At 61.7% G+C, this 23,694-nt stretch carries 26 protein-coding genes and 1 riboswitch; of the genes, 13 read left to right on the plus strand and 13 right to left on the minus strand.

From position 1 onward, the window contains the following. The first annotated feature begins 46 nt into the window (after positions 1-46). A riboswitch (Fluoride riboswitch) is annotated at positions 47-109 on the plus strand. A gap of 115 nt (positions 110-224) precedes the next feature. The 3 genes from crcB to VJR90_07925 are packed head-to-tail and all read left to right on the plus strand — an operon-like array spanning position 225 to position 1,361. Next, positions 225-611, plus strand: coding sequence for a fluoride efflux transporter CrcB (gene crcB, locus VJR90_07915; protein ID HKV97394.1), 387 nt, complete (start codon positions 225-227; stop codon positions 609-611). Positions 612-625: 14 nt separating this feature from the next. Further along, positions 626-946, plus strand: a complete 321-nt coding sequence (locus tag VJR90_07920; protein ID HKV97395.1) for a DUF190 domain-containing protein — start codon at positions 626-628, stop codon at positions 944-946. 22 nt (positions 947-968) lie between these two features. Further along, positions 969-1,361, plus strand: a complete 393-nt coding sequence (locus VJR90_07925; protein ID HKV97396.1) for a hypothetical protein — start codon at positions 969-971, stop codon at positions 1,359-1,361. Positions 1,362-1,474: 113 nt separating this feature from the next. Here the strand turns inward: VJR90_07925 and mscL are convergent, their stop codons facing one another. Continuing rightward, positions 1,475-1,927 carry a large conductance mechanosensitive channel protein MscL gene (gene mscL / locus VJR90_07930; protein HKV97397.1) on the minus strand — a complete coding sequence of 151 codons (453 nt, stop codon included), beginning with the start codon at positions 1,925-1,927 and terminating at the stop codon, positions 1,475-1,477. A 183-nt stretch (positions 1,928-2,110) separates the two neighbouring features. Between mscL and hemH the strand changes: the two genes are divergently transcribed. Together hemH and VJR90_07940 are read left to right on the plus strand one after the other, a co-directional pair. After that, the gene (gene hemH, locus VJR90_07935; GenBank protein HKV97398.1) at positions 2,111-3,109 is read left to right on the plus strand and encodes a ferrochelatase; all 999 of its coding nucleotides are present in this window, start codon (positions 2,111-2,113) and stop codon (positions 3,107-3,109) included. A 46-nt stretch (positions 3,110-3,155) separates the two neighbouring features. Beyond that, positions 3,156-3,731 carry a DUF1453 domain-containing protein gene (locus tag VJR90_07940; protein ID HKV97399.1) on the plus strand — a complete coding sequence of 192 codons (576 nt, stop codon included), beginning with the start codon at positions 3,156-3,158 and terminating at the stop codon, positions 3,729-3,731. Between the two features lie 87 nt (positions 3,732-3,818). Here VJR90_07940 and VJR90_07945 read toward each other — a convergent pair whose 3' ends face one another. From VJR90_07945 to mnmG, 7 genes are all read right to left on the minus strand, one after another. Continuing rightward, the gene (locus tag VJR90_07945) at positions 3,819-4,475 is read right to left on the minus strand and encodes a vWA domain-containing protein (protein HKV97400.1); all 657 of its coding nucleotides are present in this window, start codon (positions 4,473-4,475) and stop codon (positions 3,819-3,821) included. Between the two features lie 10 nt (positions 4,476-4,485). Further along, the gene (locus VJR90_07950; GenBank protein ID HKV97401.1) at positions 4,486-5,913 is read right to left on the minus strand and encodes a hypothetical protein; all 1,428 of its coding nucleotides are present in this window, start codon (positions 5,911-5,913) and stop codon (positions 4,486-4,488) included. Positions 5,914-6,254: 341 nt separating this feature from the next. Further along, positions 6,255-6,623, minus strand: coding sequence for a DUF1634 domain-containing protein (locus tag VJR90_07955; GenBank protein HKV97402.1), 369 nt, complete (start codon positions 6,621-6,623; stop codon positions 6,255-6,257). Further along, complete coding sequence (locus VJR90_07960) at positions 6,620-7,459, minus strand: sulfite exporter TauE/SafE family protein (GenBank protein HKV97403.1); 840 nt, start codon at positions 7,457-7,459, stop codon at positions 6,620-6,622. Before VJR90_07960 ends, VJR90_07955 begins: the two co-directional genes overlap by 4 nt. A gap of 67 nt (positions 7,460-7,526) precedes the next feature. Beyond that, positions 7,527-8,105 carry a DNA-3-methyladenine glycosylase I gene (locus tag VJR90_07965; GenBank protein HKV97404.1) on the minus strand — a complete coding sequence of 193 codons (579 nt, stop codon included), beginning with the start codon at positions 8,103-8,105 and terminating at the stop codon, positions 7,527-7,529. Further along, a complete protein-coding gene (locus VJR90_07970; protein HKV97405.1) occupies positions 8,105-8,590 on the minus strand; it encodes a WbuC family cupin fold metalloprotein in 486 nt (161 codons plus the stop codon). The genes VJR90_07965 and VJR90_07970 overlap by 1 nt, the downstream gene beginning before the upstream one ends. A gap of 25 nt (positions 8,591-8,615) precedes the next feature. Further along, positions 8,616-10,508 (minus strand): tRNA uridine-5-carboxymethylaminomethyl(34) synthesis enzyme MnmG, encoded by a 1,893-nt coding sequence (mnmG, locus tag VJR90_07975; protein ID HKV97406.1) that lies wholly within the window; start codon positions 10,506-10,508, stop codon positions 8,616-8,618. A 155-nt stretch (positions 10,509-10,663) separates the two neighbouring features. On the opposite strand from mnmG, the gene VJR90_07980 reads away from it, so the two are divergent. From VJR90_07980 to VJR90_07995, 4 genes are all read left to right on the plus strand, one after another. Next, complete coding sequence (locus tag VJR90_07980) at positions 10,664-12,145, plus strand: alpha/beta hydrolase (protein ID HKV97407.1); 1,482 nt, start codon at positions 10,664-10,666, stop codon at positions 12,143-12,145. After that, on the plus strand, positions 12,142-12,873 hold the full coding sequence (locus tag VJR90_07985; protein ID HKV97408.1) for an ATP-binding cassette domain-containing protein: 732 nt from the start codon (positions 12,142-12,144) through the stop codon (positions 12,871-12,873). The genes VJR90_07980 and VJR90_07985 overlap by 4 nt, the downstream gene beginning before the upstream one ends. Continuing rightward, a complete protein-coding gene (locus VJR90_07990; GenBank protein HKV97409.1) occupies positions 12,870-14,042 on the plus strand; it encodes an ABC transporter permease in 1,173 nt (390 codons plus the stop codon). The genes VJR90_07985 and VJR90_07990 overlap by 4 nt, the downstream gene beginning before the upstream one ends. An 80-nt stretch (positions 14,043-14,122) precedes the next feature. Beyond that, positions 14,123-14,632 (plus strand): DUF4124 domain-containing protein, encoded by a 510-nt coding sequence (locus VJR90_07995; protein ID HKV97410.1) that lies wholly within the window; start codon positions 14,123-14,125, stop codon positions 14,630-14,632. Positions 14,633-14,641: 9 nt separating this feature from the next. On the opposite strand, the gene mnmE is transcribed toward VJR90_07995, so the two are convergent. Next, positions 14,642-16,003 (minus strand): tRNA uridine-5-carboxymethylaminomethyl(34) synthesis GTPase MnmE, encoded by a 1,362-nt coding sequence (mnmE, locus tag VJR90_08000; protein HKV97411.1) that lies wholly within the window; start codon positions 16,001-16,003, stop codon positions 14,642-14,644. 57 nt (positions 16,004-16,060) lie between these two features. On the opposite strand from mnmE, the gene VJR90_08005 reads away from it, so the two are divergent. Continuing rightward, on the plus strand, positions 16,061-17,281 hold the full coding sequence (locus tag VJR90_08005) for an alpha/beta fold hydrolase (protein ID HKV97412.1): 1,221 nt from the start codon (positions 16,061-16,063) through the stop codon (positions 17,279-17,281). A gap of 9 nt (positions 17,282-17,290) precedes the next feature. Here the strand turns inward: VJR90_08005 and yidC are convergent, their stop codons facing one another. From yidC to rpmH, 4 genes are read right to left on the minus strand one after another with little or no spacing between them, the layout of a single operon-like run. Continuing rightward, positions 17,291-19,030, minus strand: a complete 1,740-nt coding sequence (gene yidC / locus VJR90_08010; GenBank protein ID HKV97413.1) for a membrane protein insertase YidC — start codon at positions 19,028-19,030, stop codon at positions 17,291-17,293. Continuing rightward, positions 19,023-19,253 (minus strand): membrane protein insertion efficiency factor YidD, encoded by a 231-nt coding sequence (gene yidD / locus VJR90_08015; GenBank protein HKV97414.1) that lies wholly within the window; start codon positions 19,251-19,253, stop codon positions 19,023-19,025. Before yidD ends, yidC begins: the two co-directional genes overlap by 8 nt. Continuing rightward, positions 19,238-19,606, minus strand: a complete 369-nt coding sequence (rnpA, locus tag VJR90_08020; protein ID HKV97415.1) for a ribonuclease P protein component — start codon at positions 19,604-19,606, stop codon at positions 19,238-19,240. Before rnpA ends, yidD begins: the two co-directional genes overlap by 16 nt. Beyond that, the gene (gene rpmH / locus VJR90_08025) at positions 19,597-19,731 is read right to left on the minus strand and encodes a 50S ribosomal protein L34 (GenBank protein ID HKV97416.1); all 135 of its coding nucleotides are present in this window, start codon (positions 19,729-19,731) and stop codon (positions 19,597-19,599) included. Before rpmH ends, rnpA begins: the two co-directional genes overlap by 10 nt. A gap of 220 nt (positions 19,732-19,951) precedes the next feature. Here rpmH and dnaA point away from each other — a divergent pair, with 220 nt between their 5' ends. From dnaA to recF, 3 genes are all read left to right on the plus strand, one after another. Beyond that, complete coding sequence (dnaA, locus tag VJR90_08030) at positions 19,952-21,274, plus strand: chromosomal replication initiator protein DnaA (GenBank protein ID HKV97417.1); 1,323 nt, start codon at positions 19,952-19,954, stop codon at positions 21,272-21,274. A gap of 222 nt (positions 21,275-21,496) precedes the next feature. After that, positions 21,497-22,597, plus strand: a complete 1,101-nt coding sequence (dnaN, locus tag VJR90_08035) for a DNA polymerase III subunit beta (protein HKV97418.1) — start codon at positions 21,497-21,499, stop codon at positions 22,595-22,597. Between the two features lie 12 nt (positions 22,598-22,609). Beyond that, complete coding sequence (recF, locus tag VJR90_08040) at positions 22,610-23,680, plus strand: DNA replication/repair protein RecF (protein ID HKV97419.1); 1,071 nt, start codon at positions 22,610-22,612, stop codon at positions 23,678-23,680. Positions 23,681-23,694 lie beyond the last annotated feature (14 nt).

Below are 23,694 nucleotides of genomic sequence, written 5' to 3' on the forward strand. Positions count from 1 at the left end.
GCGGCAAGCCGATTGACCACGCGATTTCGTCATGCTCTACTAGTCCCGCAATCGCGGCGATGGAGTTCGCCCCCAACCGCCCTCAAAGGCTAATGACTCCTACTGGACCCAGAACGAGTTCAGAGGAGTTTTTTTATGGCCTGCCGCAAGGTATATCTTAATCCAGCAAGTAATGTTCGCGGCGATACAGCCGATCAATCCAACCGTGACCAGGACGGTCCGTCATGAATTCCGTACTGTGGACTTACGTGGCCGTGGCGGTGGGCGGGGCAATCGGCTGCTGCGCGCGGCTGGGCGTGACCCAGGCCGTACAGACAGTTTACGGACGCGACTTCCCACTGGCCACGCTCGTGATCAACGTGCTGGGCTGCTTGCTCGTTGGATTTCTGTTCTTCGCCACCCTCGAGCGCCTGAATGTCAGCCCGGCGATGCGCGCCGCGATCATCACCGGCGGTTTGGGCGGTTTCACGACATTCTCCACCTTCGCCATGGAGTCACTGTTGCTGATCGAGAACGGAGAAACCGCGCGCGCCGTACTGTACGTGGCATTGTCTGTGGTGCTCGGGTTGACCGCGGCGTTCATGGGAGCCTACATTGGCCGCAGTCTTTGACTCGGGGTGCGGTCATGAACAAAGACATGCTGCTGGTGCGCATTTACCTGAGCGAAGCCGATCACGTCGGCAAGCATAACCTGCTGGGCGAAATCATGAAGATACTCCACGATCAGCACCGCGTTCATGGAGTTACGGTATTCCGCGGCATTGCGGGATTCGGCTCCAAGGGTCAAGTGCACTCGGCGGATTTGCTGCGGCTCACGGTCAAACTGCCGCTGGTGGTCGAGTTTTTCGACGCGCCGGAAGTCGTGGAACAGGCACTGGCGGCGCTGGGCGATCTCATTCCCTCCGGGCATCTGATCTCCTGGCCGGTGCGCTGCCGCACCCCCTGATGGGCCGTGCGGCAAGCGGCGTATGCAAGCGATACGCGAACTCAACGCCGGCCAGAAACGCTACCTGTTGAGCGTGCTTTCGGAAACCAATCATCATCTGGAAACCATCGAGCAGCTGTTGCAGGAGAATACGCCGCTGTTTCAGCCGCTGCCCGCGGATCTTGCGGCCGGCGAGCGCACGGAACTGCAGGCTTTCATCGACACATTGCGCGCCGAAATACTCGCCATGAGTACCGGTCTCAATCTACACCAGCGCGCGCAGCCGCTGTCGGTACGCTGGAGCATCGGCACCCATCTGGAATTCGCCGCGGTGGAATTGCAGGAATTCACGCGCTCAAACTGGCGGGTTATGGCGCATTGGACGACAGCGCTTACCGGAACTTGCAGCAGCAACTCGACCGGCTGCGCCGGATGATTGCACGCCAGACCGGGAAACTCAGGTTTTCAACCCCTAGCGGCAAGGAATAGCCCGGCGGACAGCCGCTGCTGTCGCCCAAACGTATGGCGGGCGTTCAACTGCGAATCAAGTCAAATGTTCGACGTGCAATTCGGGCAGCGTTTGGCCTTGATGTTGATAGTGGAGCAGCACTGCGGGCATTCCTTGGTGGTCGGCGCTGCAACCGCCGGTTTCACCAGCCGGCTCTGCGCACCCATCATCGCCTTGATGACGATGAACATGGCGATCGCAATGATGATGAATGTGATGATGGTGTTGATGAACTGGCCGTAGTTGAGCGTGACCGCGCCGGCCGCATGCGCCTGCGCGATGGTGGCGTAGGGCGCTGCCGACTTGGCGCCGTCCTTGAGCACGACGAACAGGTTGGAGAAGTCCACGTTGCCGAGCGCCAGACCGATGGGGGGCATGATCACGTCGTCCACCAGCGACTTGACGATGGCGCCGAAAGCCGCGCCGATGACGATGCCGACGGCCATGTCCACGACATTGCCGCGCATCACAAAAGCCTGGAAATCCTTGAGCATGGACATGGATGTGCTCCCTGGTTTTGGTTGAGTGTGCGGACCCCAAACGCCCACGCCGGTTAACCTACGCCGTCGCTCGTGGTACGCGCAAGTTGCGGCCAGGTGGAACGCGCGTGAAACGTGCGCTGGTTTGCGCATTCCCAGCAGTAGGGCGGCCCCGTAAGATAGCGCATGCCCAAGGTCATGCCAACGCGTTCACCGCCCCCGAACGGGGTCGCCACCGGCGTGCTGCTCGCCAATCTGGGAACGCCCGACGCCCCCACGCCGGCGGCTCTGCGGCGCTATCTCGGGGAATTTCTCTCGGATCCCTGCGTGGTGGACCTGCCACGCCTGCTGTGGTGGCCGATCCTGCATGGCCTGGTACTGCGCACGCGGCCGAAGCATTCCGCCGAAGCCTACGCGCGCATCTGGACCGACGCGGGTTCGCCGCTCCTTGTCCACAGCCGGGCCATTGCCGCGGCGCTTAAGCGAGAGCTGGCCACGCGCACGGGAGCAGAGATGCCGCTCGCGCTCGGCATGCGCTATGGCCGGCCTTCGCTGGCCGATGCGCACGCCGAGCTCGGAACCGCTGGAGTTGCGCGCATCGTCGCACTGCCGCTCTACCCGCAATATTCACGCGCCACGCTCGGCTCCACCATGGCCGTGTTCACGCGCCTTGCCGGCAAGCCGCTGGATGTCATTCAGGATTATTACGCCCACCCCGGTTACCTCGCGGCGCTGGAGGGCAGCGTACGTGAATTTTGGGAGTCGCACGGTCGCGGCGAAAAACTCCTGATTTCCTTTCACGGTATCCCGGTGCACATGACGGGCCGCGGGGATCCCTACCGCGCGCAGTGCGAGCGGACCGCGCAATTTCTAGCCGGGCGTCTGCAGCTCGCCCCGGATCAATGGCAACTGGTGTTCCAGTCGCGGTTTGGCCGCGCGCACTGGCTTGAACCGTATACCGAAGACACGCTCAAAAAGCTCGCCGCCCAGGGCGTCACGACCGTGGACGTGATTTGTCCGGGATTCGCAGCCGACTGCCTCGAGACGCTGGAGGAAATCGAGTTGCGCTACGCGCAATCCTTCCGCGCCGCGGGCGGGCGCGAGCTGCGTTACATTCCGGCGCTCAACGACCGGCCGGCGCACATCCGCGCGCTTGCCGATATGGTGATGGCGAAGCTCGCGCTGCCGCGTACCTGAACATCCGCGCGCATGCTAGAGTGCGCGCCGCACCAATAGGACCACCATGCACTTGGACGCTTCCAATATCGGTTTCACGCTGCTGATTGCGGCCGCAATATTGTTCATCCTGTATCGGCGCTTCCGGCGCAACCTTGGTCGCCAAAAGCTGCGTCCGAAACGCATGATTCTCCGCATCGTGGTGCTGGCCATCATATGCGTGGTGGTGCTGGCTTCTCCGTTCCGCAGCCTGCAGAGTGATGCCGCAGCGGCCGGCGGCGCGGTGATCGGCATCGCCCTGGGTTTGTGGGCGCTCGCGCATACCAAATTCGGAAGCACCGCTGACGGGCGCTTTTACACACCTAACGGTTACATCGGCATGATCGTGGTGGCGCTGTTTCTTGGCCGCCTGATTTACCGCTTCATTGTGATCTATTCGCTGGCGCACCACGCCGTGCAGCAAGCCGTACAAAATCCGCAGCTGCAGTCAAATCCCTTTGCCGCCTACCAGCACAGCCCGATGACGGTGGGGCTGTATTTTCTGCTGGCCGGCTATTACATCTGCTACTACGTGCTGGTGATCATCAGGAGCCGGGAAGCGCAGATCGCACAGGACGATGACAAGCCGAAACTCCTCAGCTGACAAAGCCAGCGACAGCGGCATTCCCCCTCAAAGGTATGTCACCGTAAACCAGCAAACGCCAGGTGCCGCCCCGGCGAAAATGCAAGCTTAATCGTTGAACACTTTGCTGAGGTTGGCGGGGTCGTTCAGCACCTGCCAAATGCCTCCATAACGGGTTACGAGCTTCTGCCAGTGGGCCAGCCGGTCCACGTACTGCTGCGGATTAACGTTATCGGTCGGCAACTTCGCGACCTCCAGCGCGATCACCTGCACGCCGGCAAGCGGCAAGCGCGTCTTGCGCACATAGCCGTGCGGCAGGTCCTCGGCGAGATCAGAAAAAATCACGATGTAGCGCCGGCCGGCGTTACTCGCCTGGAGATCCTCTGCGGCCTGCAGCATCGCACCGCTGATGTCGGTATAGCCGCTCGCGTGCCGATCGCGGAAGAACTGATCCAACCGCTGGCGAAAGGCGCGCTTCTGCTCGTTCGCCACCGAGGGCCGGTCGTCGAAGGTCACTTTGCCAATGATGTCCTTCTCGGTGAAACTGCCACTGTTGATGCGCGCCACTGTGAGTGTGTCACCGCTTACCAGCGTGGCCAGCAGGTAGTTGATCGCGGGGTTGGCGGCATCGAGTTTTGCGTTGTAGCTGCCGGACACGTCCAGCAGCACGTAAACATCGCGCGCATGTCTCCCACCTACCTCACTGCAGGCCGCGGCGGATACCAGCAACACCACCACGGACATCAGGACCAGCAGACGGCGCACGGCGAAGCCCTCAGACGGCACGCTTGCCGGCCGCACGTCCGGCGCGCAGACCTCGGATCCAGCGCTCCGCGAGCAGCAGGGGCGATACCAAGGTGTCGTAAAACGTCACCAGAATCCGCCCCAACGCGTCCAGCAGGGTGCCGAGAAGACGCAGGCCGAAGGCCCCCAGCCGCAGCAGCGAAGCCAACGTCAGCCCTGCGACCGTGCGCCCCGAATGCACGAACATCTCCAGCGGGATCGCGGCCCAAGCGAGCAGGAACGGCAGGATAAAGCCGAGCACCATCTGCGCCAACGACGGCATCCAGCGGTACTGGAATGCCGCGCTCACAGGCACCGCGCCGCCGGCGAGCTGCTGGATGAGCGCCTCGCGGTCGGCCGCGAGAATGTTGCGCATGAAGCCCAGGCTCGCTTCGATGACCGCGAGCACCAGCAGAAAGACCAGCATCAGCGCCACGATGCGCCGGCGGATCTTGTCATCCATGGTGCCGATCACCGGAAACAGGTGCGTGAACCGCAGGGCATCCATCAGGAACACGCCGGTGGAGAGCTCCATGGCCAGCAGCATCAGAGCGGCCACGTTCGAGGCCCTGAACGGCCCGATGTAGCTCGCGCCGCCGACCATCTCGGACATGGGCATGGCAATGAGATTGAAATTGATGATGCCGCCGATGACGGTAACTGCAAGTAGCAGTGCGGCGATCACAAACTGGGTGAGCGCCGAGGATTTCAGCGTCTCCTCCACCTTGTCGGTACCCGCCAGGATCTGCTCCAGGCGGTCAATCTGATTGTCAATCTTCTGGGTACGTTCGCCGAATCCGGAAAAGATCTTTTCCAAGGCTTCCAGCTTCTGGTTCATGTAACGCCACAGCGGCAGCGTGTGCTGCAGCAGCTCGTGGCGCTTGCCGGTGGCCTTGCGGTAGGTACTGGTCACGTCCTTGCTGGTGCGGTCCAGAACTTCCTGGGTGCTTTTCAGTATCGCGCTCACCGCCGGATCGCTGCTCGCTGGAATCCGGGCGATGGTATTGATGGCATCCACCCACGGCTGCGGCGTGGGTGGCACCTCGCTGGAGCGCTGGAAGTCCTCCTCCACACGCGTCGCCAGCTCACTCAACTGGCGGTTGAGCGCGGGGTAAGCGCTCAGGTCGCGATTGACGTAAGTAGCGACGCGCACGAATTCGCGCTGCACTTTCTGCACTTGGTGTTCGCGCGCCTGCGCCAGCATGACTTCACGATTGCGCTCAGTCAGCCGCATCTCGGCGCGCATCATCCCCTGAGCCATCAGCCGCAGGCTGCGATACAGCAGGCGACTCAAGGACTGCAGAAAGCGGTGCGCGGGCGTGCGCGCTACGTACAGAACAATCACCAGCAGCACCAGCCATACAATGATGGACAGAGTTGGCGAGCTGGACCACAGGGTCAACAGGTGCACACCGGGCATGGTTGTCTCCCACTGTTATGTCGCGCCCTCCTTTGTAGCTGTCGAACAGCCGCAGGCGGCGCGAGCGAAAAAGTGCGCCTATGCTTGTACCGCAAACATAATCAGCATGTCACTCGGTTAAAATATGAGACGGCCCGCGCTCCCGTTGCCGTCCGTGCTGGAACCGCAGCGGTGGGGAGTTATGTAGCAAGACGATAAGTGAAAAGCGCGAGAATCCGCACGCCTGTATGGCCGGCTACTGCATCTGATACTGCGCCAGCGTGCTCATCAAAAGCCGCAGTCCCGCGCCGGTCGACAACAAACCGAATCTCGTCTCCTGAGATCGCGCGCCGCGCGCCGGGTCAGGCCGTCGCCTGGCCGATCAACAACCCCGCCACGAGCAAGGCCAGCACGATCAGGCCGATCGCCACGTACAAACCATCGCGCGCGCGCGCGCTCATGGCCACGCCACTCAACAGCCGCGCGATGGGCGTGAGCAGCAGCACCACAATGCCGGCAATCAGGAAAGCACCGGCATGCAGACCGGCACCGGTGTGCAGCGCGTGCCCGATGATTGCGGAAAATTTTCCGCTGGGATTGACCGGCAGGTGCATGCCGCCGCGCGCAAAGAAAATCGCGAGCCCGATGATGATCAGCAACAGGCACAGGCTGATGCTGGTGCGCAGAATCAACCGCGCCAGGAACTGGCGTTCGCGCGCGAGGTCGCTCACAGCGACACCCCCAAGCCCTTGAGCAGCATTTGCAAGGCCACCAGCAGCAGCACCACGGTGAACACGTGCCGCAGCGTCTTGACGCGCAAGGTGGCAAGCCAGTGCGCCCCGGCGTAGGAGCCGACCAACACACCCAGTACTACCGTACCGCCAAGCAATGGCGATATATCGCCGTGGGTGAGATAGAACCCGGCACTGGTGGCGGCGGTCATGCCGATCATGAAATTGGACGTGGCGGTAGACACGCGAAACGGCATTTTCATGAGCTTGTCCATGGCCAGCACCTTGAAGGCCCCGGAGCCGATGCCGAGCAGCGCCGAGAGGAACCCCGCGCCCACCATCACTCCGAAACCCGGGAGCACGCGGGTCACGTGATAATGCACCCATTCGCCCTGCTGCTCGTATTTGCTGTTGAGCCGCAGTTTCAGCGCCAGCGGCGAACTCGCCGGCGCGCCAGTCTCGTCACTATGCGAGGACTTGAAAGACATGACGCAGGCAAATAACAGCACCAGGCCAAACACGATGAACAACACTGGAGTCGGCAACAGGTGCGCGGCATAGGCACCCAGCAGCGCACCGGACGACGCGGCCATTTGCAGGAACAGGCCGGCGCGCACGTTGTTCATGCCGGTGCCGACGAAGCGCGGTGCCGCCCCGGTCGAGGTAGCAATGACACCCAGCAGGCTAACCCCCACGGCTTGCGGAATGGGCAGGTGGAAGCCGAGTGTCAACAAAGGCACGATCACCATGCCACCGCCGAGCCCGGTAATCGAGCCGAGTGCGCCGGCCGCGATGCCGCCCAGCAGAACGATGATCACCATCAGGGCCGCGGACATGGCGCGTTCGAATCAGGCCGGCGTGAAGGAGGCGGCGATTATAGCGTGCGCCACGAGCGCGCTCCGCTCAGCGGCGCGCGCCGTGACGGAAGCATCCGGTCAGGTGGTCGTCCACCAGGCCGGTCGCCTGCATGAACGCATAGCAGATGGTGCTGCCCACGAACTTGAAGCCGCGATCTTTCAGGTCCCGGCTCATGGCATTGGAGATCCGCGTGCGCGCCGGCACCTGACCGCGGCGGCGGTTGCGCCGCGGCTTGCCGTTCACGAACCGCCAGATGTAACGATCGAAACTGCCGAATTCTTTTTGTACCGCGAGAAACGCGCGCGCATTGATGATCGCGGCGTTGATCTTCAGCCGGTTACGCACGATGCCGGCATCGTGCAGCAACCGCCGCACATCGCGCGCGCTGAAGCGTGCGACTTTTTTGGGATCGAACCTGGCGAAAGCCTTGCGGTAATTTGCGCGCTTGTGCAGAATCGTGGCCCAGCTCAGGCCCGCCTGCGCGCCTTCCAGTATCAGGAACTCGAACCAGCGGCGCTCATCGTGGACCGGCACGCCCCATTCCATGTCATGGTAGGCGCGATACAGCGGATCGTTTTCCATCCCCGGCCAGGGGCAGCGGCGCCTCTTGAGGCGGGCGGGCATCAGGGGAAAGCCGCCGGCCGGTCGCCGGGTTGCGCGGTTTTGTACCAGCGCTCGAATTCTGCCGCACGCGCGTGGCCTTCGGGCGGCGCCCAGGCGGCAAAATCCTGCTCCGGTGTCGGGACATAGGGTCCGGCCTTGCACTCGAACACCACGGTCGAGGGCGCGAGGGTCGCGACCGCGTGCCAGGTGCCGGCCGGGCTTTCCACGCCATAGGTTTGCCCGCCGGCCGAGAGCAGCGTGCGAGTCAACACCTTACCCACCTCATCGAAGGTGAGCACCAGCATTTCCCCACAGACGATCAGCAGCAGTTCCCACTTGTCGGGATGGCGGTGCGGCCGGATGTAGGTGCCTGGCTCCATCGCCATGCACATGCGATGAATGGGTTCCGCGTGCGTGGCGTGCAGATTGTGATGCGTGCGCAAGCGCGATGAGGCGAGCGCTTGGTCATGCAATTGCGCCACCAGCGCGCGGTCAATGAGTTTCATGTTGTGCGTGCGTTCCGACTGTGTATCAGGCGCTCTTGCGCAGTTTCGCGCTGCGCTTTTTGAGGTGCACCAGGAGAATCGAAATCGCCGCCGGCGTGACGCCCGGGATGCGTGCCGCCTGGCCGAGGGTCTGCGGCCGGACCTGAGTGAGTTTCTGACGCACTTCATTCGACAGTCCGTGCACCGCGTTGAAATCGAAGTCCACCGCCAGCGGCGTTTCTTCCTGGCGGCGCGCGCGCGCCACTTCTTGCTGCTGGCGCACGATGTAGCCGGCGTAACGCACGGAAATCTCCACCTGCTCCGCCACTTCCGCTGCGACATTGGCGTCGCCCACGGGCGCGAGTGAGGTGAGTTTGGCGTAATTCATTTCCGGCCGACGCAGCAATTCCAGCGCGTGGGTCTCGCGTGCCAGCGGCCCACCGAACATTGCAGTCGCATCATCCTCGGCGATGTCGGCGGGGTGCAGCACAATGCCTTGCAGGCGCGTGGTTTCGCGTTCGATGGCCTCACGCTTTTCCGAGAATCTTGCCCAGCGCACCTCATCCACCAGTCCCAGCTTGCGGCCAATGTCCGTCAGGCGCAGATCGGCGTTGTCCTCGCGCAGCATCAGACGGTGCTCGGCGCGGCTGGTGAACATGCGGTAAGGCTCGGGCGCGCCGCGAGTGATGAGATCGTCCACCAGCACTCCGAGATAGGCCTGCTCGCGTCCCGGCCACCATGGCTCACGCTCCTGCACCTGCAACGCGGCGTTGATTCCGGCGAGCAGACCCTGCGCCGCCGCTTCCTCGTAGCCGGTGGTGCCATTGATCTGGCCGGCAAAGTACAGGCCGTTGATATATTTGGTTTCCAGCGTGTACTTGAGATCGCGCGGATCGAAATAGTCGTACTCGATGGCGTAACCCGGCCGGGTGACATGTGCGTTTTCAAAGCCCGCGATCGAGCGCACCAGCGCGTACTGCACGTCGAAGGGCAGACTCGTGGAAATGCCGTTGGGATACACCTCGTGAGTATCGAGGCCTTCGGGCTCGATGAAAATCTGGTGGTGGTCCTTGTCGGCGAAGCGCATCACCTTGTCCTCCACCGACGGGCAATAGCGCGGCCCCACGCCCTCGATGACCCCGGTGTACATGGGTGAGCGATCGAGGCCCGCACGGATGATCTCGTGGGTACGCGCATTGGTGTGGGTGATGTGACAGACCACTTGGCGCGGATGTTCGGCACGGGTGGCCATGAAAGAAAATACCGGCGTCGGCTCGTCGCCCGCCTGCACGGCCAGACCTGCATAGTTGATGCTGCGACCGTCAATGCGCGGCGGCGTGCCGGTCTTGAGCCGCCCCACGCGGAACGGCAGCTCGCGCAGGCGCTTGGCGAGCCGATTGGCCGGCGGATCGCCGGCGCGCCCGCCTTCGTAATTGGACAACCCGACATGAATGCGTCCGCCCAAGAATGTCCCCACCGTGAGCACCACGGTGGGCGCAAGAAAACGCAGACCCATCTGCGTGACCACGCCAGTGACGCGTTCGCCCTCTACGATCAAGTCATCGCAGGCTTGTTGGAACAGCACCAGATTCGGTTGATTTTCGATAAGACTGCGGATGGCTTGTCTGTACAAAACGCGGTCCGCTTGGGCGCGCGTGGCGCGCACCGCCGGGCCTTTGCTCGCGTTCAGGATGCGGAACTGGATGCCGGCCGTGTCGGTAGCGCGCGCCATGGCGCCGCCGAGCGCGTCAATTTCCTTGGCGAGATGCCCCTTGCCGATGCCGCCGATGGCCGGATTGCAGCTCATCTGGCCGAGCGTTTCGACATTGTGGGTAAGCAGCAGCGTGGCGCAGCCCATGCGCGCCGCGGCGAGTGCCGCTTCGGTGCCGGCATGGCCGCCGCCCACCACGATTACGTCGAATTGCTTGGGAAAATCCACAGGCCAGCCTCATAAATGAGCGCGAATTCTAGCGTTTTCATGCGCACCAACCAAACCCACACCGTCGGCCGATTACGGCATCCGCAGAACCGCCCCTGGAATTGTTGCTCCGATTTGCAGAAGATGCCGGCTGGAATCGCGGGGCCAGAACCACAATGAACAAGCTGAAAGTGGTGTACGCACTGGTCCTGTTGCTCATGGTCATAACCACTCGGGCCTGGAGCAGCCCGGCGCTGGTCACAGCGCATCCGGGCTTCACACCCTGCCAGATCGGCATGCCGGATTCGGCGCTGCACATGCAGGCGCAGTGCACCACGCTCACGGTGCCTGAAGACCGGGCCAAGCCCGCCGGCAAACAAATCCACTTGCACATCGCCGTGCTCAAGGCACGCACCGGCGATCCGGCGCCGGACCCGTTGTTCTTCATAGCCGGCGGGCCGGGCGAAGCCTCGACTCAGGCCTACGTGCAGGAAGCCGCGGCCTTCGAGCGCATCCGCGCGAGCCGCGCCATCGTGCTCGTGGACCAGCGCGGCACCGGCCAGTCCAATGCGCTCGACTGCCCGTCCGGCCCGAATACCGTGGCGTCACCCTCGCCGGCTGAAATTCAGCGCCAGACCGAAACCTGCCTCAAACAGTTGCCAGGCGATCCGCGTTACTACACGACCACCGTTGCGGTTAAGGATCTGGACGCCGTACGTGCCGCACTAGGCTACACGGAAATCAATCTATACGGCATTTCCTACGGTACGCGCGTGGCGCTGGAATATCTGCGGGAATATCCGCAACACGTGCGCAGCGTAATCCTGGACGGCGTGGTGCCGCCCGACTGGAACGTCGGGGAAACGGCTCCGCAGGCGGCGCAGCAGGCCCTGGATAAAATCTTTCAGCGGTGCGCGGCCGAGAGCGCCTGTCATCAGGCGTTTCCCGACCTGCCCGCGACATTCATGCAACTCGAGCACGAGCTCAAGCAAAGCCCGGTGAGCGTGAGTTTGCGCGACCCGTTGACCGGCGCGCCGCTCACCCAGACGCTGAACTGGGAAACCGCGGCCGGCGCCGTACAGTTGCTGAGCTATCTGAGCGACACCGCGGCGCTCTTGCCGCTGCTGATTCACCAAGCCTCTGTGACCCACGATTACACGCCGCTGCTGGCCAACGCCCAATACCTGAGCGGACAGTTGAGCGGCGCCGTGGCCGTGGGCATGCACGCCGCGGTGCTGTGCACCGAAGACGTGCCGTTCTATCCCGCAGGCGATGCCGCACAGAAGGCGGCGGCCGATACCTATCTTGGCGCCGCGCCGCTCACGCTGCTCAGCGAAAGCTGTAAGCATTGGCCACGCGGGGTGATGGAGCCGGACTTCAAAAAGCCTGTGGTATCGAATCAGCCGGTACTGTTGCTCTCCGGTGCCGACGATCCCATTACCCCGCCCGCGAATGCCGCGCACGCGGCCCAGACCCTGTCGAACAGCCTGTCGCTGGTGGTCCCGGGCCAGGGACATGGCAATGCCTGGCGCGGCTGCGTGCCGCAGCTCATGGCCGATTTCGTGCAACAGGCGTCGGTGAAAAACCTGGATAGCGCCTGCGTCGGGAAAATCAAACCGTTTCCGTTCTTTACCAGTTTCACCGGGCCCGGACCATGATCGAAGTCGAGGACATCCACAAGCGCTTCGGTGCGGTGCAGGCCGTGAACGGCGTGAGCTTCCGCGTGGCCGATAGCCGCATCACCGGACTGCTCGGCCCGAACGGCGCCGGCAAATCCACCACGCTGCGCATTCTGTCCACCGTGCTCAAGCCGGACGCGGGTACGGTGCGCGTGGACGGCAGCGACGTGCGCGACGCGCCTTTGGCCGCACGCCTCAAGCTCGGCGTGCTGCCGCATGCCAGCGGCCTGTATCCGCGGCTCACGGCACGCGAGAACATCCGCTACTACGGCGAACTCAACGGCCTCGCCGGCCGCATGCTGGACGCCCGCATTGACGAGCTGGTGGAGCTGCTCGAAATGCGGGAGTTTGCCGAGCGCCCGGCCAAAGGCTTTTCCCAGGGGCAGCGCATCAAGGTGGCGCTGGCGCGCGCCCTGGTGCACAAGCCCAGGAACCTGGCGCTGGATGAGCCCACCAACGGCCTGGACGTGATGGCCACGCGTGCGCTGCGCGCCACCATCCGGCGGCTGCGCGACCAGGGCCACTGCGTGCTGTTCTCCAGCCACGTGATGCAGGAAGTCGCGCAATTGTGCGACGCCATCGTGATCATCGCGCACGGCCGCATCGTCGCCCAGGGCACGCCCGAGGACATCCGCCGCCAGACGGGCGAAACGGATCTCGAAGAAGCCTTCGTCAAAGCCGTGGGCGAAAGCGGAGCCTCCGCATGATGCGCAAACTCTGGACCGTGTTCCGCAAGGAAGTCGTGGACAATCTGCGCGACCGGCGCACGCTGCTGACGGTACTGGTATTCGGGCCGCTGTTCGGGCCGATCTTCTACGTGGCCATCATGAATGTGGCCGTGAACCAGCAGATCGCCAACCTCAATCAACCGCTCAAACTGCCGGTGGCCGGTGCCGAGTACGCCCCCCATCTGATCGAGTATCTGCAGCAGCACAACACCGAGATCGAACCGGCCCCGGCGGATCCGCGCCAGGCGGTGAAGGACGGCAAAGCGGACGTGGTGCTGGTGATTCCCGAGGACTACAGTGCCGAGTTCACCGCCGGCCAACCAGCGACGCTGCAACTGGTGATGGATCAGGCGAAACAGTCGGCGCAGAAAAATGTCAGCCGCGCACGCGAATTGCTCCAGGGCTACGGCCGTGAAATCAGCGTCTTGCGCCTGTTGGCACGCGGCGTGGACCCGCGCGCCGCTACGCCGCTCGCGGTCGAGACCGTGGATGTGTCCACGCCGGAAGCGCGCGCCGGGATGCTGCTGGCCTTCATCCCCTACTTCTTTCTGTTTGCCGCCGTCATCGGCGCCTTCTATCTGGCGATAGACGCCACCGCCGGCGAGCGCGAACGTGGCTCGCTTGAGCCCTTGCTTACCACGGCAGTGCCGCGCGCCGCCTTGATCGCAGGCAAGCTCGCCGCGGTCACGCTGTTCTCGGCGGTGTCGCTCGGCCTGGACGTCGTGGCCCTGTCTTGGAGCCAGGGGCTGATTCCCGCGGCCAAACTCAACATCGTAGTGAACTTCGGCGGACACACGGCGTTGGCGATTTTCCTCGTCATGCTACCGTTCTGCCTGCTGATCGCGGCGCTGCTTACGGTGGTGGCGTCGTTCACCCGCAGTTACAAGGAAGCCCAGACCTGGTTGTCGTTCATTTTCATCCTGCCGATGATTCCGGTATTCGCACTGTTCCTGTTCCCCACCGAACCGACAATCTGGATGATGTTCGTTCCGGCCCTGAGCCAGGATGTGCTGGCGACGGCGCTCATGAAAGGCGCCGCGCTCGACGCCGGTTTCACTGTGGTCTCGGTACTAAGCACGCTGATCCTTGGCGTGCTGCTCGCCTGGCTCGCGGTCTGGCTGTACCGACGCGAAAAGGTGCTGGGCTGAAGCCGGATTAACTGTTTTTCATGCAGCCCAGCGCCTGCGGCGCGGGTCTATACTGAATCCGAGGCCTGAGGGTCTGGGTCATGGGCAAGTTGAGCGCCAGTGTGTGGATGGCCGCAGCGACGATGCTGTTTGCGGGTACCGCCGTGGCCGGAAATACGCACATCTACAAATGGGTGGACGGCCAGGGCGTGGCGCATTACAGCGACACAGCTCCGGCCGCAACGCAGCCCGGTGTGACCAGCATGACGCTCGCCAAGGCCCCGCCGCCGGATCCGCAGGCCGAAGCGGCCGATCAAGCGTGGATTGCCAGCATCAACCAGTGGTACCAGAACGTTCTCGATCAACAGGCGCAACTGCAATACGAGCAGAATCTCGCTTGGGAGCAAAGCCAGCCGGCGCCCGCCCCGGTGTCAGCGCCGGACACACAAGAGCTCGCCTACGTAGTGCCGGTCTGCTGGCAATGCGAGCGCTCTCATTTCCGCCATTATCACCGGCGGCCGTTGCTCAGCGCTCCCACGCCGCAGTCAATCCAGAACTCCGTTTGGCATCCCCAGACCGGTCCGCTCCGCCTGCAACCATTCACGCCGTGAGCGACGGGCTTATTTGCCGATACAAAAACTCGAAAAGATCCGGCCGAGCAAATCCTCACTGGTGAACTCGCCGGTGATTTCGCCGAGCGCTTGCTGAGCCAGCCGCAGTTCTTCCGCCAGCAATTCGCCAGCGCGCTCCGACAGTCGCTGCCCGGCAAGCTGCATATGATGGTGCGCACGCTCGAGAGCATCCACATGCCGGCGGCGCGCGATAAACCCATCTTCGCTGCCCGACGCAAAGCCCACGGCCTGCTTGAGATGCTCGCGCAACAAGTCCAGTCCTGCGCCGGTTTTGGCTGACAATGCAACCCGCGCCGGCCGATCCTGGTCAACGCACTGCGGCGCCCGGCCGCTGAGATCAATCTTGTTGTGGATCACGGTCACCGGCAGTTTCCCCGGCAGGCGTTCCAGAATCCGCCGATCCTCGGCGGTCAAGCCCAGCGTATCGTCCACCACCAGCAGCACGCGGTCGGCCGAGTCAATCGCCTCCCAGGCACGGCGCACGCCTTCCTGCTCGACCGCATCGCCGCTCTCACGCAGGCCGGCGGTGTCAATCACGTGCAGCGGCAAGCCGTCCAGATGAATATGCTCGCGCAGCAGGTCGCGGGTGGTGCCGGGAATTTCCGTGACGATCGCGGCCGCGTGGCCGGCCAGACGATTCAACAGACTGGATTTGCCGGCATTCGGCCGGCCGGCAATGACTACCGTCAAGCCTTCACGCAGCAGGCTGCCTTGATTGGCGGCGCCCAGCACCGCATCCAGACGCGCGCGGATGTCGCGCAAATGTTCCGCGACTTTGCCGTCACCCAGGAAATCCAGTTCCTCGTCGGGGAAATCCAGCGCGGCTTCCACGTAACTGCGCAACTCGATCAGCGCCTCCACCAATGCGAGCACGCGTGCGGAAAATTCGCCGCGCAAGGAACGCAACGCAGCGCGCGCCGCCTGTTCACTGCTGCTGTCGATGAGGTCGGCAATTGCCTCAGCCTGCACCAAATCCAGCTTGTCGTTCAGAAAGGCACGCTGGGAAAATTCACCGGGTCGCGCAAGGCGCGCGCCCAGCTCGCACACGCGTGTGAGCAGCAGTGCCAGCACTACCGGCCCGCCGTGCGCGTGCAGCTCCAGTACATCTTCGCCGGTGAAGGAATGTGGTGCGGGGAAGAACAGCGCCAGGCCGCTGTCCAGTTCCCCGCCGCGGCTGTCGGCAAAATGTTTGAATTCCGCACGCCGGGGCGCGGGCAGGCTGCCAAAGAGCGTCGCGGCAATCGCACGCACTGCCGGACCGGATGCGCGCACGATGCCGACACCGCCGCGGCCCGGCGGCGTGGCGATGGCGACGATGGTGTCGGTCGCGGGCGGCACGCTATCTTTCATGGGAGAATCAGTTTAAGTCCGCGCGCAATGGCGGCTGCGTCCCAGAAGGAGAAAATCATGTCGGTTCAAGCCGTTGCCTTCCCCAACGTCGCCGGTCAGATGCTGGCCGGTCGCCTGGAACTGCCCGCGTACGGCGCGCCGCGTGCCTGGGCGCTCTACGCCCACTGTTTCACCTGCGGCAAGGATGTGCGCGCCGCGGTGGACATCTGCCGGGCGCTCTGCACCCGGGGCATCGCAGTGCTGCGCTTCGACTTCACCGGCCTCGGCCAAAGTGCCGGCGACTTCGCCGACACCACGCTCAGCAGCAACGTCTCCGATCTGCTTCAGGCGGCGCAATTCCTGGAACAGAATTACCAGGCGCCCAAGATCCTGGTCGGGCATTCGCTCGGCGGCATTGCGGTGCTGGAAGCCGCACACCGGATTCCCAGCTGCATCGCCGTGGCTACGGTGGCCGCGCCGGCCAATCCCGAGCACGTGGCCAATCTGTTGGGTGCGGCGCGCCAGGTCATCGAACAGCAGGGCGAGGCCGACGTGCTGCTCGCGGGCCGCAAGCTGCATTTCAAGAAGGCGTTTCTCGACGGCCTCAAGAATCAGCATTGGCAGGAGAACATCCGCAAGCTGCGCAAGCCGCTGCTGATTTTCCACTCGCCCACCGACGCGCTCGTGGACATCAGCAACGCCGGCCTGATATTCGCCGCAGCACTGCACCCCAAGAGCTTCGTGTCGCTGTCCGGCGCCGATCACCTGCTGTCGCGGCGCGAGGATTCGGAATATGTGGGCCTGCTGCTCGCGGCCTGGGCCAGCAAATACCTGGGCGAACTCGGTCTGCAGCCGGCCGTGAGCCCGGCCGCCGAAGGTGAAGTAGTGGCCAGCATCCAGCGCGACCGTTATCACACCGAACTTTACGCCGGTGCGCACATGTTGGTGGCTGACGAGCCACGGGATGTGGGCGGCACGGACAGCGGGCCTTCGCCCTATGGCTACCTCTGCGCCGCGCTCGGTGCCTGCACCGCCATCACCCTGCGCATGTACGCGGACCGCAAACAGTGGCCGCTGGAGGGCGTACGCGTACGTCTCACGCATTCCAAGATACACGCGCAGGACTGCGCCGACTGCGAAACCAAACAGGGCAAGATTGACCGCTTCACGCGCAGCATCGAATTGCAGGGCGCCTTGAGCGCAGAGCAGCGTCAGCGTCTGGTGGAAATCGCGGACAAATGCCCCGTGCACCGGACGCTGGAATCGGAAGTGCGCATTGAAACCAGCCTGCAAGCCTGAAAGCGCGGGCTATTTCTTGCCTTTGAGCGCCTTGTCCTTCTGGTGACGCTTGCCTTCGGCGTCATACGCGCGGTTGATCCACCATTGCTGCGCAATAGTGAGGATCGAATTCGGCAGGTAATACAGCACCAGACCCGAGGGGAAGACCGCGTAAAACGCCACGAAGATCAAGGGCATGAATTTGAACAGCCGCTGTTGCATCTTGTCGGCGGTGATCTGCGGCTGCACGTGCGCCTGCAGGAAATACGCCAGGCCGTAGATAATCGGCAGGATGAAATACGGATCCGGTGCCGAGAGATCGTGGATCCACAGAACCCATGGCTGTTGGCGCAGCTCCACGCTGTACACCAGCACGTAGTACAAGGCAAAGAAAATCGGGAACTGGATGATCATCGGCAGACAGCCGCCCAGCGGGTTTATCTTTTCTTTCTTGTAGAACTCCATCTGCGCCTGCGCGAGCTTCTGCTTGTCGTCCTTGTAGCGCTCCTGCAGCGCCTTGAGGCGCGGTTGCACGGCGCGCATCTTGGCCATGGAGCGGAACGCCACGTGATTGAGCGGGAAAAACACCAGTTTGACCAGCACCGTGAGCAGAATGATGGCCCAGCCCCAGTTGCCCACCAGACCATGCAGGAAGTTCAGGAGCTTGAACAGCGGCTCGGCGATGATGGTGAATTTGCCGTAATCCACCGTGAGTTGCAGACCCGGCGCTACTTTCGGCAGCAAGTTTTGCAGCTTGGGGCCAAGGTAAAACCGGTCGCTGAAGCTCGCGCTCGTGCCGGGCGCCACAGTTTTGAGGCTGCCGATGGTGCCCACCAGATAACGCTCGTCACCGAGTGACTGCGTGTAGTACAGATTGCTGGCGTTGTGTTCGCCGGGAATCACCGCACTCAAAAAATAATGCGTGACTACGGCGGTCCAGCCATCGGGGCTGGTGAGGTTCACAGGCTTGTCGGCCAGGTCCTTGAATTCGAATTGCTGATAGCCGCCGCTGCCATCCAGCGCCATGCGCTGGTAATCGTAACGATGCATACTGAACATGCTGGCAAACAGGCCTTGCGGCAGATTGATGTTGTAGCGGCTCGCAAACTGCGCGTACGCCGCGCCGCTCCAAGGCTGTGCGGAGCCGTTGTGAACCGCGTAGCGCAGATCGATCTGGTAACTGCCGCGCGTGAACGTGTAGGTCTTAGCGACCGTGAGCCCGGTGGGGCTTTCCCAGCTCAGCACCACCTCCAGGGTTTTCTGTCCGGGCGCGAGGGTGTAACTCGTGCGGCTGGCCGTGTACAGGGCCGCATCGCCGGGCGCGGCCGGACCGGAATGGGTCTGTAACCCGGACTGCGCCACGAGCAGATTGGCAGGATCGGGATCCAGCACCTTGACGCGTGCCGGCTGATGCAGCTCCTGCGGATAGGCGAGCAACTCCGCCTGCTGCAACTCGCCCCCGGCGGTATTGATGGTCACGGCAAGCAGATCGGTGCGCACTTCGATCGGCTCGCCGGCAGTCTGAGCGCGGACTCCCCGCGCCGGTGCGACAGCGCTCGTGACCGCATGGGTAGCGGCGGCTGGCGCTGAGCCAGGGGCGGCAGGGATCTGGGGAAGCGCTGCAGTCGCGGCCGACGGTGCAGTCGTAGCCGCAGCGGTGGGCGCTCCCGACGGCGGCGGTTTCGGTCCGTAGTCCTGCATCCAGGCCTGATAGAGCAGGAACGCCACCAGTATCAGAGCCGCAAACAGGAACAACCGGCGATTATCCATGACGATGCTTTAATTCCGGCACCGGATCGTATCCACCGGGATGCAATGGGTGGCAGCGCAGCAACCGCCAGACCGCCAGCCCGCTGCCGCGCAGCGCGCCGAAACGCTGGATCGCCTCGAGAGCGTACGCGGAACAGGAAGGTTCAAAACGGCAGTGGCGGCCAAGCAGCGGGCTCACGAAATAGCGGTATCCGCGGATAACAAGGATCAGGACGTTGCGCATCGTTTTGTCAATTCCTGCCAATGCCATTCCAAACTGGCGCGAATTTCCGGTTTGCTGACACCGGAAGCCCGCGCTTTGACCTGCACCACAATGTCGACCGCCGGGAGCATAACGCGTCGCGTACGAAAGCTGGCCCGGATCTGGCGCTTGATGCGGTTGCGGGTCACGGCACTCACTATCGCCGCGCGCGCTACGCTGATTCCCAACCGGGCTATCAGTCGGTTGGGATGCACATAGACGCGGAAACACCCGTCGCTGGTAAACCACCCGTGCTTGAACACCCGGCTGAATTCCGCCGGGGTCCGCAGCCGCGCCGCGACCGGAAACCCGGCACTCGCTGGGTCTACGGGCAGAGACTGGCCCGGCCTTTGGCGCGACGGGCGCTCAGCACCTGACGGCCGCGTTTGGTGGCCATGCGTGCACGAAAACCATGAGTGCGTTTCCGGTGCAGGTTGCTGGGCTGATAGGTTCTTTTCATGGCGTGGTTCCGGCAGAAGGTGCCCTTAAGGCGGGATGCAGGCAAAGGCGCGATATTAAACGGATGCTCAGGCTTGCTGTCAACATCACGGCTGTGCGTGCCCGCGGGTCGCGTCTGTGGATAACCATTGGCAACCGGTATAGACTCCCCCGCCTCTGACAGCAGTACTCGCGCGCTGCTGAATTAAAACGCGTCACTTTCAACTACCGGGGGTTTGGGCATGGCATCGCTATGGACGCGGTGTATGGATCATTTGGAGCACGAGCTTTCTGAACAAGAGCTCAACACCTGGATCCGGCCGTTACATGTTCAAGAAGATGCCGAGACGCTGCGCCTGCTGGCGCCTAACCGATTTGTCATGGACTGGGTGCGGGATCGGTTCCTGCCACGCATCTCCAGGCTTGCCAAGGAACTGGCCGAAGACCGCAGCCGCCAAGTACTGCTCGAAGTGGGTGCGGCACGAGAAACCCAGCCCATGGAGACCGCGGTGGCCACGGGCGGCGCGAGCCTGATTGCCACCCCCGGCAGTGGTCTGAATCCCGCATACACGTTTGAAAGCTTTGTCGAGGGCAAATCCAACCAATTTGCGCTGGCGGCCGCACGGCAGGTTGCCGAAAATCCCGGCCGCGCCTATAACCCCCTGTTTATCTACGGCGGCGTAGGTCTGGGTAAAACCCACCTCATGCAGAGCGTGGGCCAGTTAATCCAAAGGCGCCGGCCGCAGGCGCGCATTGCCTATGTGCACTCCGAGCGATTCGTAAATGACATGGTGCGTGCACTCCAACACAACACCATCAACGAATTCAAACGCCAATACCGCACGCTGGACGCCCTGCTCATAGACGATATCCAGTTTTTCGTCGGCAAAGAGCGTTCCCAGGAAGAATTCTTCCATACTTTCAATGCCTTACTCGAGGGGCAACAGCAGGTGATTCTGACCTGTGATCGATATCCCAAGGAAGTCGAGGGCCTAGAGGAACGTCTCAAATCCCGCTTTGGCTGGGGTCTGACCGTGCCCATAGAGCCACCCGAGCTCGAAACCAGGGTAGCCATCCTGATGCAGAAGGCTGTGCATGAAAACGTTGTGGTGCCCAGTGAAGTGGCATTCTTCATTGCGCAGCGCGTCAGTTCCAACATTCGTGAGCTGGAAGGAGCATTACGCAGGGTTGCGGCCAACGCGCAGTTCACCGGCCAGGCAATTACCCTGGAGAGTGCTCAGGAATGGCTCAAAGACATTCTGGCCCGCCAGGAAAGGCTGGTAACCCTGGATAACATCCAGAAAACCGTAGCTGATTATTTCCACGTAAGGGTGGGAGACATGCTCTCCAAACGGCGCAACCGTTCGATTGCTAGACCACGCCAAGTCGCCATGTGCTTGGCGAAAGAACTTACCACCCACAGCCTGCCGGAGATTGGCGATGCCTTTGGAGGACGTGATCACACCACCGTCCTGCACGCCTGTCGGAAAGTGCAGGAGCTCCGACAGTCCGATGCCCGCATTAATGAAGACTACCAGACCTTGATTAGAACCCTGACGGCTTGATGGGGTGTGGATAACCTGTTGAGTATTTTGCTTTCGAAATCTACTCTCATCCCGTAAACACATTACCCAGAGCAATTCGATCCCACAGGTAACAGATCTACAACTATATAAGCCATTGAAACTAAATAGAAATATTTAATATTCACAGTTTTGCGCAAGCTAAATTAAATTAACTAATATTCTAAGCATTACATGATTCTTTATAACTTGATTGGTGAATAAATGAAGTTCGAAACCCTTCGGGAAACGCTTCTATCTCCGGTGCAAGCGGTTGCAGGGGTTGTGGAAAGGCGTCAAACGATGCCGATTTTAGCCAACCTTTTACTGTCAGCGGGCGATTCGGGTCTGGCTGTCACGGCAAGCGATACGGAGGTTGAACTCATTGCTTCCACGGATGTTGATATCAAGGAAAAGGGTGAAGTTACTGTGCCTGCCCGCAAGTTGCTGGATATTTGCAGGGCACTGCCGGAAGGCGTGAAGGTCTCGATTGCACTGGATAAAGGGAAGTTAACATTACGCTCGGGTCACAGCCGTTTTAGTCTGGCCACATTACCGGCTGCGGATTTTCCTCTCGTGGAGGACATCAAGCCCCAGCGCAGCTTTCGTGTTGCGCAAGCAAAGTTGCGGGATCTGCTGATGCGGACAGCGTTTTCAATGGCTCAGCAAGACGTGCGCTATTACCTGAATGGCCTGCTCCTGGAGGTTGGGGAGCAGCAGTTACGGGCAGTCGCAACTGATGGGCACAGGCTTGCTCTGTGTGACCTGAACGAGCCCTTTGGTGGTAGCGGCAAGCAGCAGGTCATCATTCCGCGGAAAAGCGTACTTGAGCTCCAGAGGCTGATGAGTGAACGTGATGAGGAGATCTCGGTAGATCTCGGTTCTAATCACATTAGAGTCGCATTAAGTGGAATTCGCCTCACTTCGAAGCTGATCGACGGTCGTTTCCCGGAGTATGAACGTGTAGTACCGAAAGGTGGCGACAAGATCCTGACCGCAAGTCGCGCTGAGCTCTATGAGGCGTTGCACCGCGCCTCGATCCTCTCGAACGAGAAATACCGGGGTGTCCGTCTTCAGCTGGCGGCCAAGAACCTCAAAATTCTGGCGCATAACCCGGAGCAGGAAGAGGCTGAAGACGAGATTGAAATCCAGTATCAAGGCGCCGATCTGGAGATTGGGTTCAATGTAACCTATCTCCTGGAAGCTCTGTCCGCACTGGATCAGGAACGTGTGCAGATTACTCTCTCCGATGCCAATAACAGTTGTCTCATCAGTACGCCAGAAAATGAACTCTGTCGTTATGTAGTCATGCCAATGCGGTTATGACTCAAGGTCATTATGGGCCTGCAAAGCCTATCAATACGGCGGTTCCGTTGCTTCGCCAGTGCTGACCTAGATCTCTCACCTCGCCTCAATGTAATCCTGGGTAAAAACGCCTCCGGTAAAACCAGTATTCTGGAGGCGCTCTATCTCTTGAGCAGAGGGCGATCCTTCCGGACTGCATATCTCAATGCCGCCGTGCAGCATGGCAGCGCCGGATTTGCTTTGTCAGCGCGAGTCATGAGCCGACCCTTCCCAATAGAAATCGGTTTAGCCAGACAGCACGACTTCCTGGAGGCGAAAGTCGCAGGCAAAGCCGTTACCGTCTTAAGTCAGCTGGCTGCCGTTTTTCCCGTCCAGCTCCTTGATGATCAGGCAAATCAGCTGATCAATGGCGGGCCTAAGTACCGTAGACAGTTCTTGGACTGGGGTACGTTTCACGTGGAACAGCGCTTTTACCAAACATGGCAAAGCTATCACCGTGCTCTCAAACAACGGAACATTTTGTTAAAAGCAAACCGGTCAGAAAACGAAGTTGCCGTTTGGGATGTGGAATTGGCAAAACATGGTGAGCAGCTAAGCGAGATCCGGGGGCGGTATCTTCTGGATATCTGCCCCCGCGCGATAAAGTCTGCAGAGCAAGCGTTAGATGGCGTTTCGGTATCCATCGACTACCGGCGTGGGTGGCCTGTAGACGTGCCGTTGGCAGAATGCCTGCGAATGTGCGCAAAGAGGGACCGCATGTTTGGGGTCACGCATATGGGGCCACACCGTGCTGACTTTGCCATTCGTATAAACGGCAGGCTGGCTCAAGAATCGGTCTCACGAGGCCAGGGGAAGGTCTTGGCGGCCGCTTTCCTGCTTGCCCAAGCGGACTTCTATCAAAGCGAGAGCGGTCTGTCGTGCACGCTTTTGGTGGATGATCTGGCAGCTGAGCTTGACGCGGAGCACTTGAGAAGGGTGCTGTTGAGGATCAGTGAAGTGGGGGCCCAAGTGATTATGACCGCCATAGAATCATTGCCTGCCCTGCATGAGACCGCTGACGCTATGTTTCACGTGAAACAGGGTGATTGCTACAGGATGGTATAATTACTGTCCCCCCT

The organism is Gammaproteobacteria bacterium (assembly GCA_035279405.1).
GTDB lineage: Bacteria > Pseudomonadota > Gammaproteobacteria > Natronospirales > REEB76 > REEB76.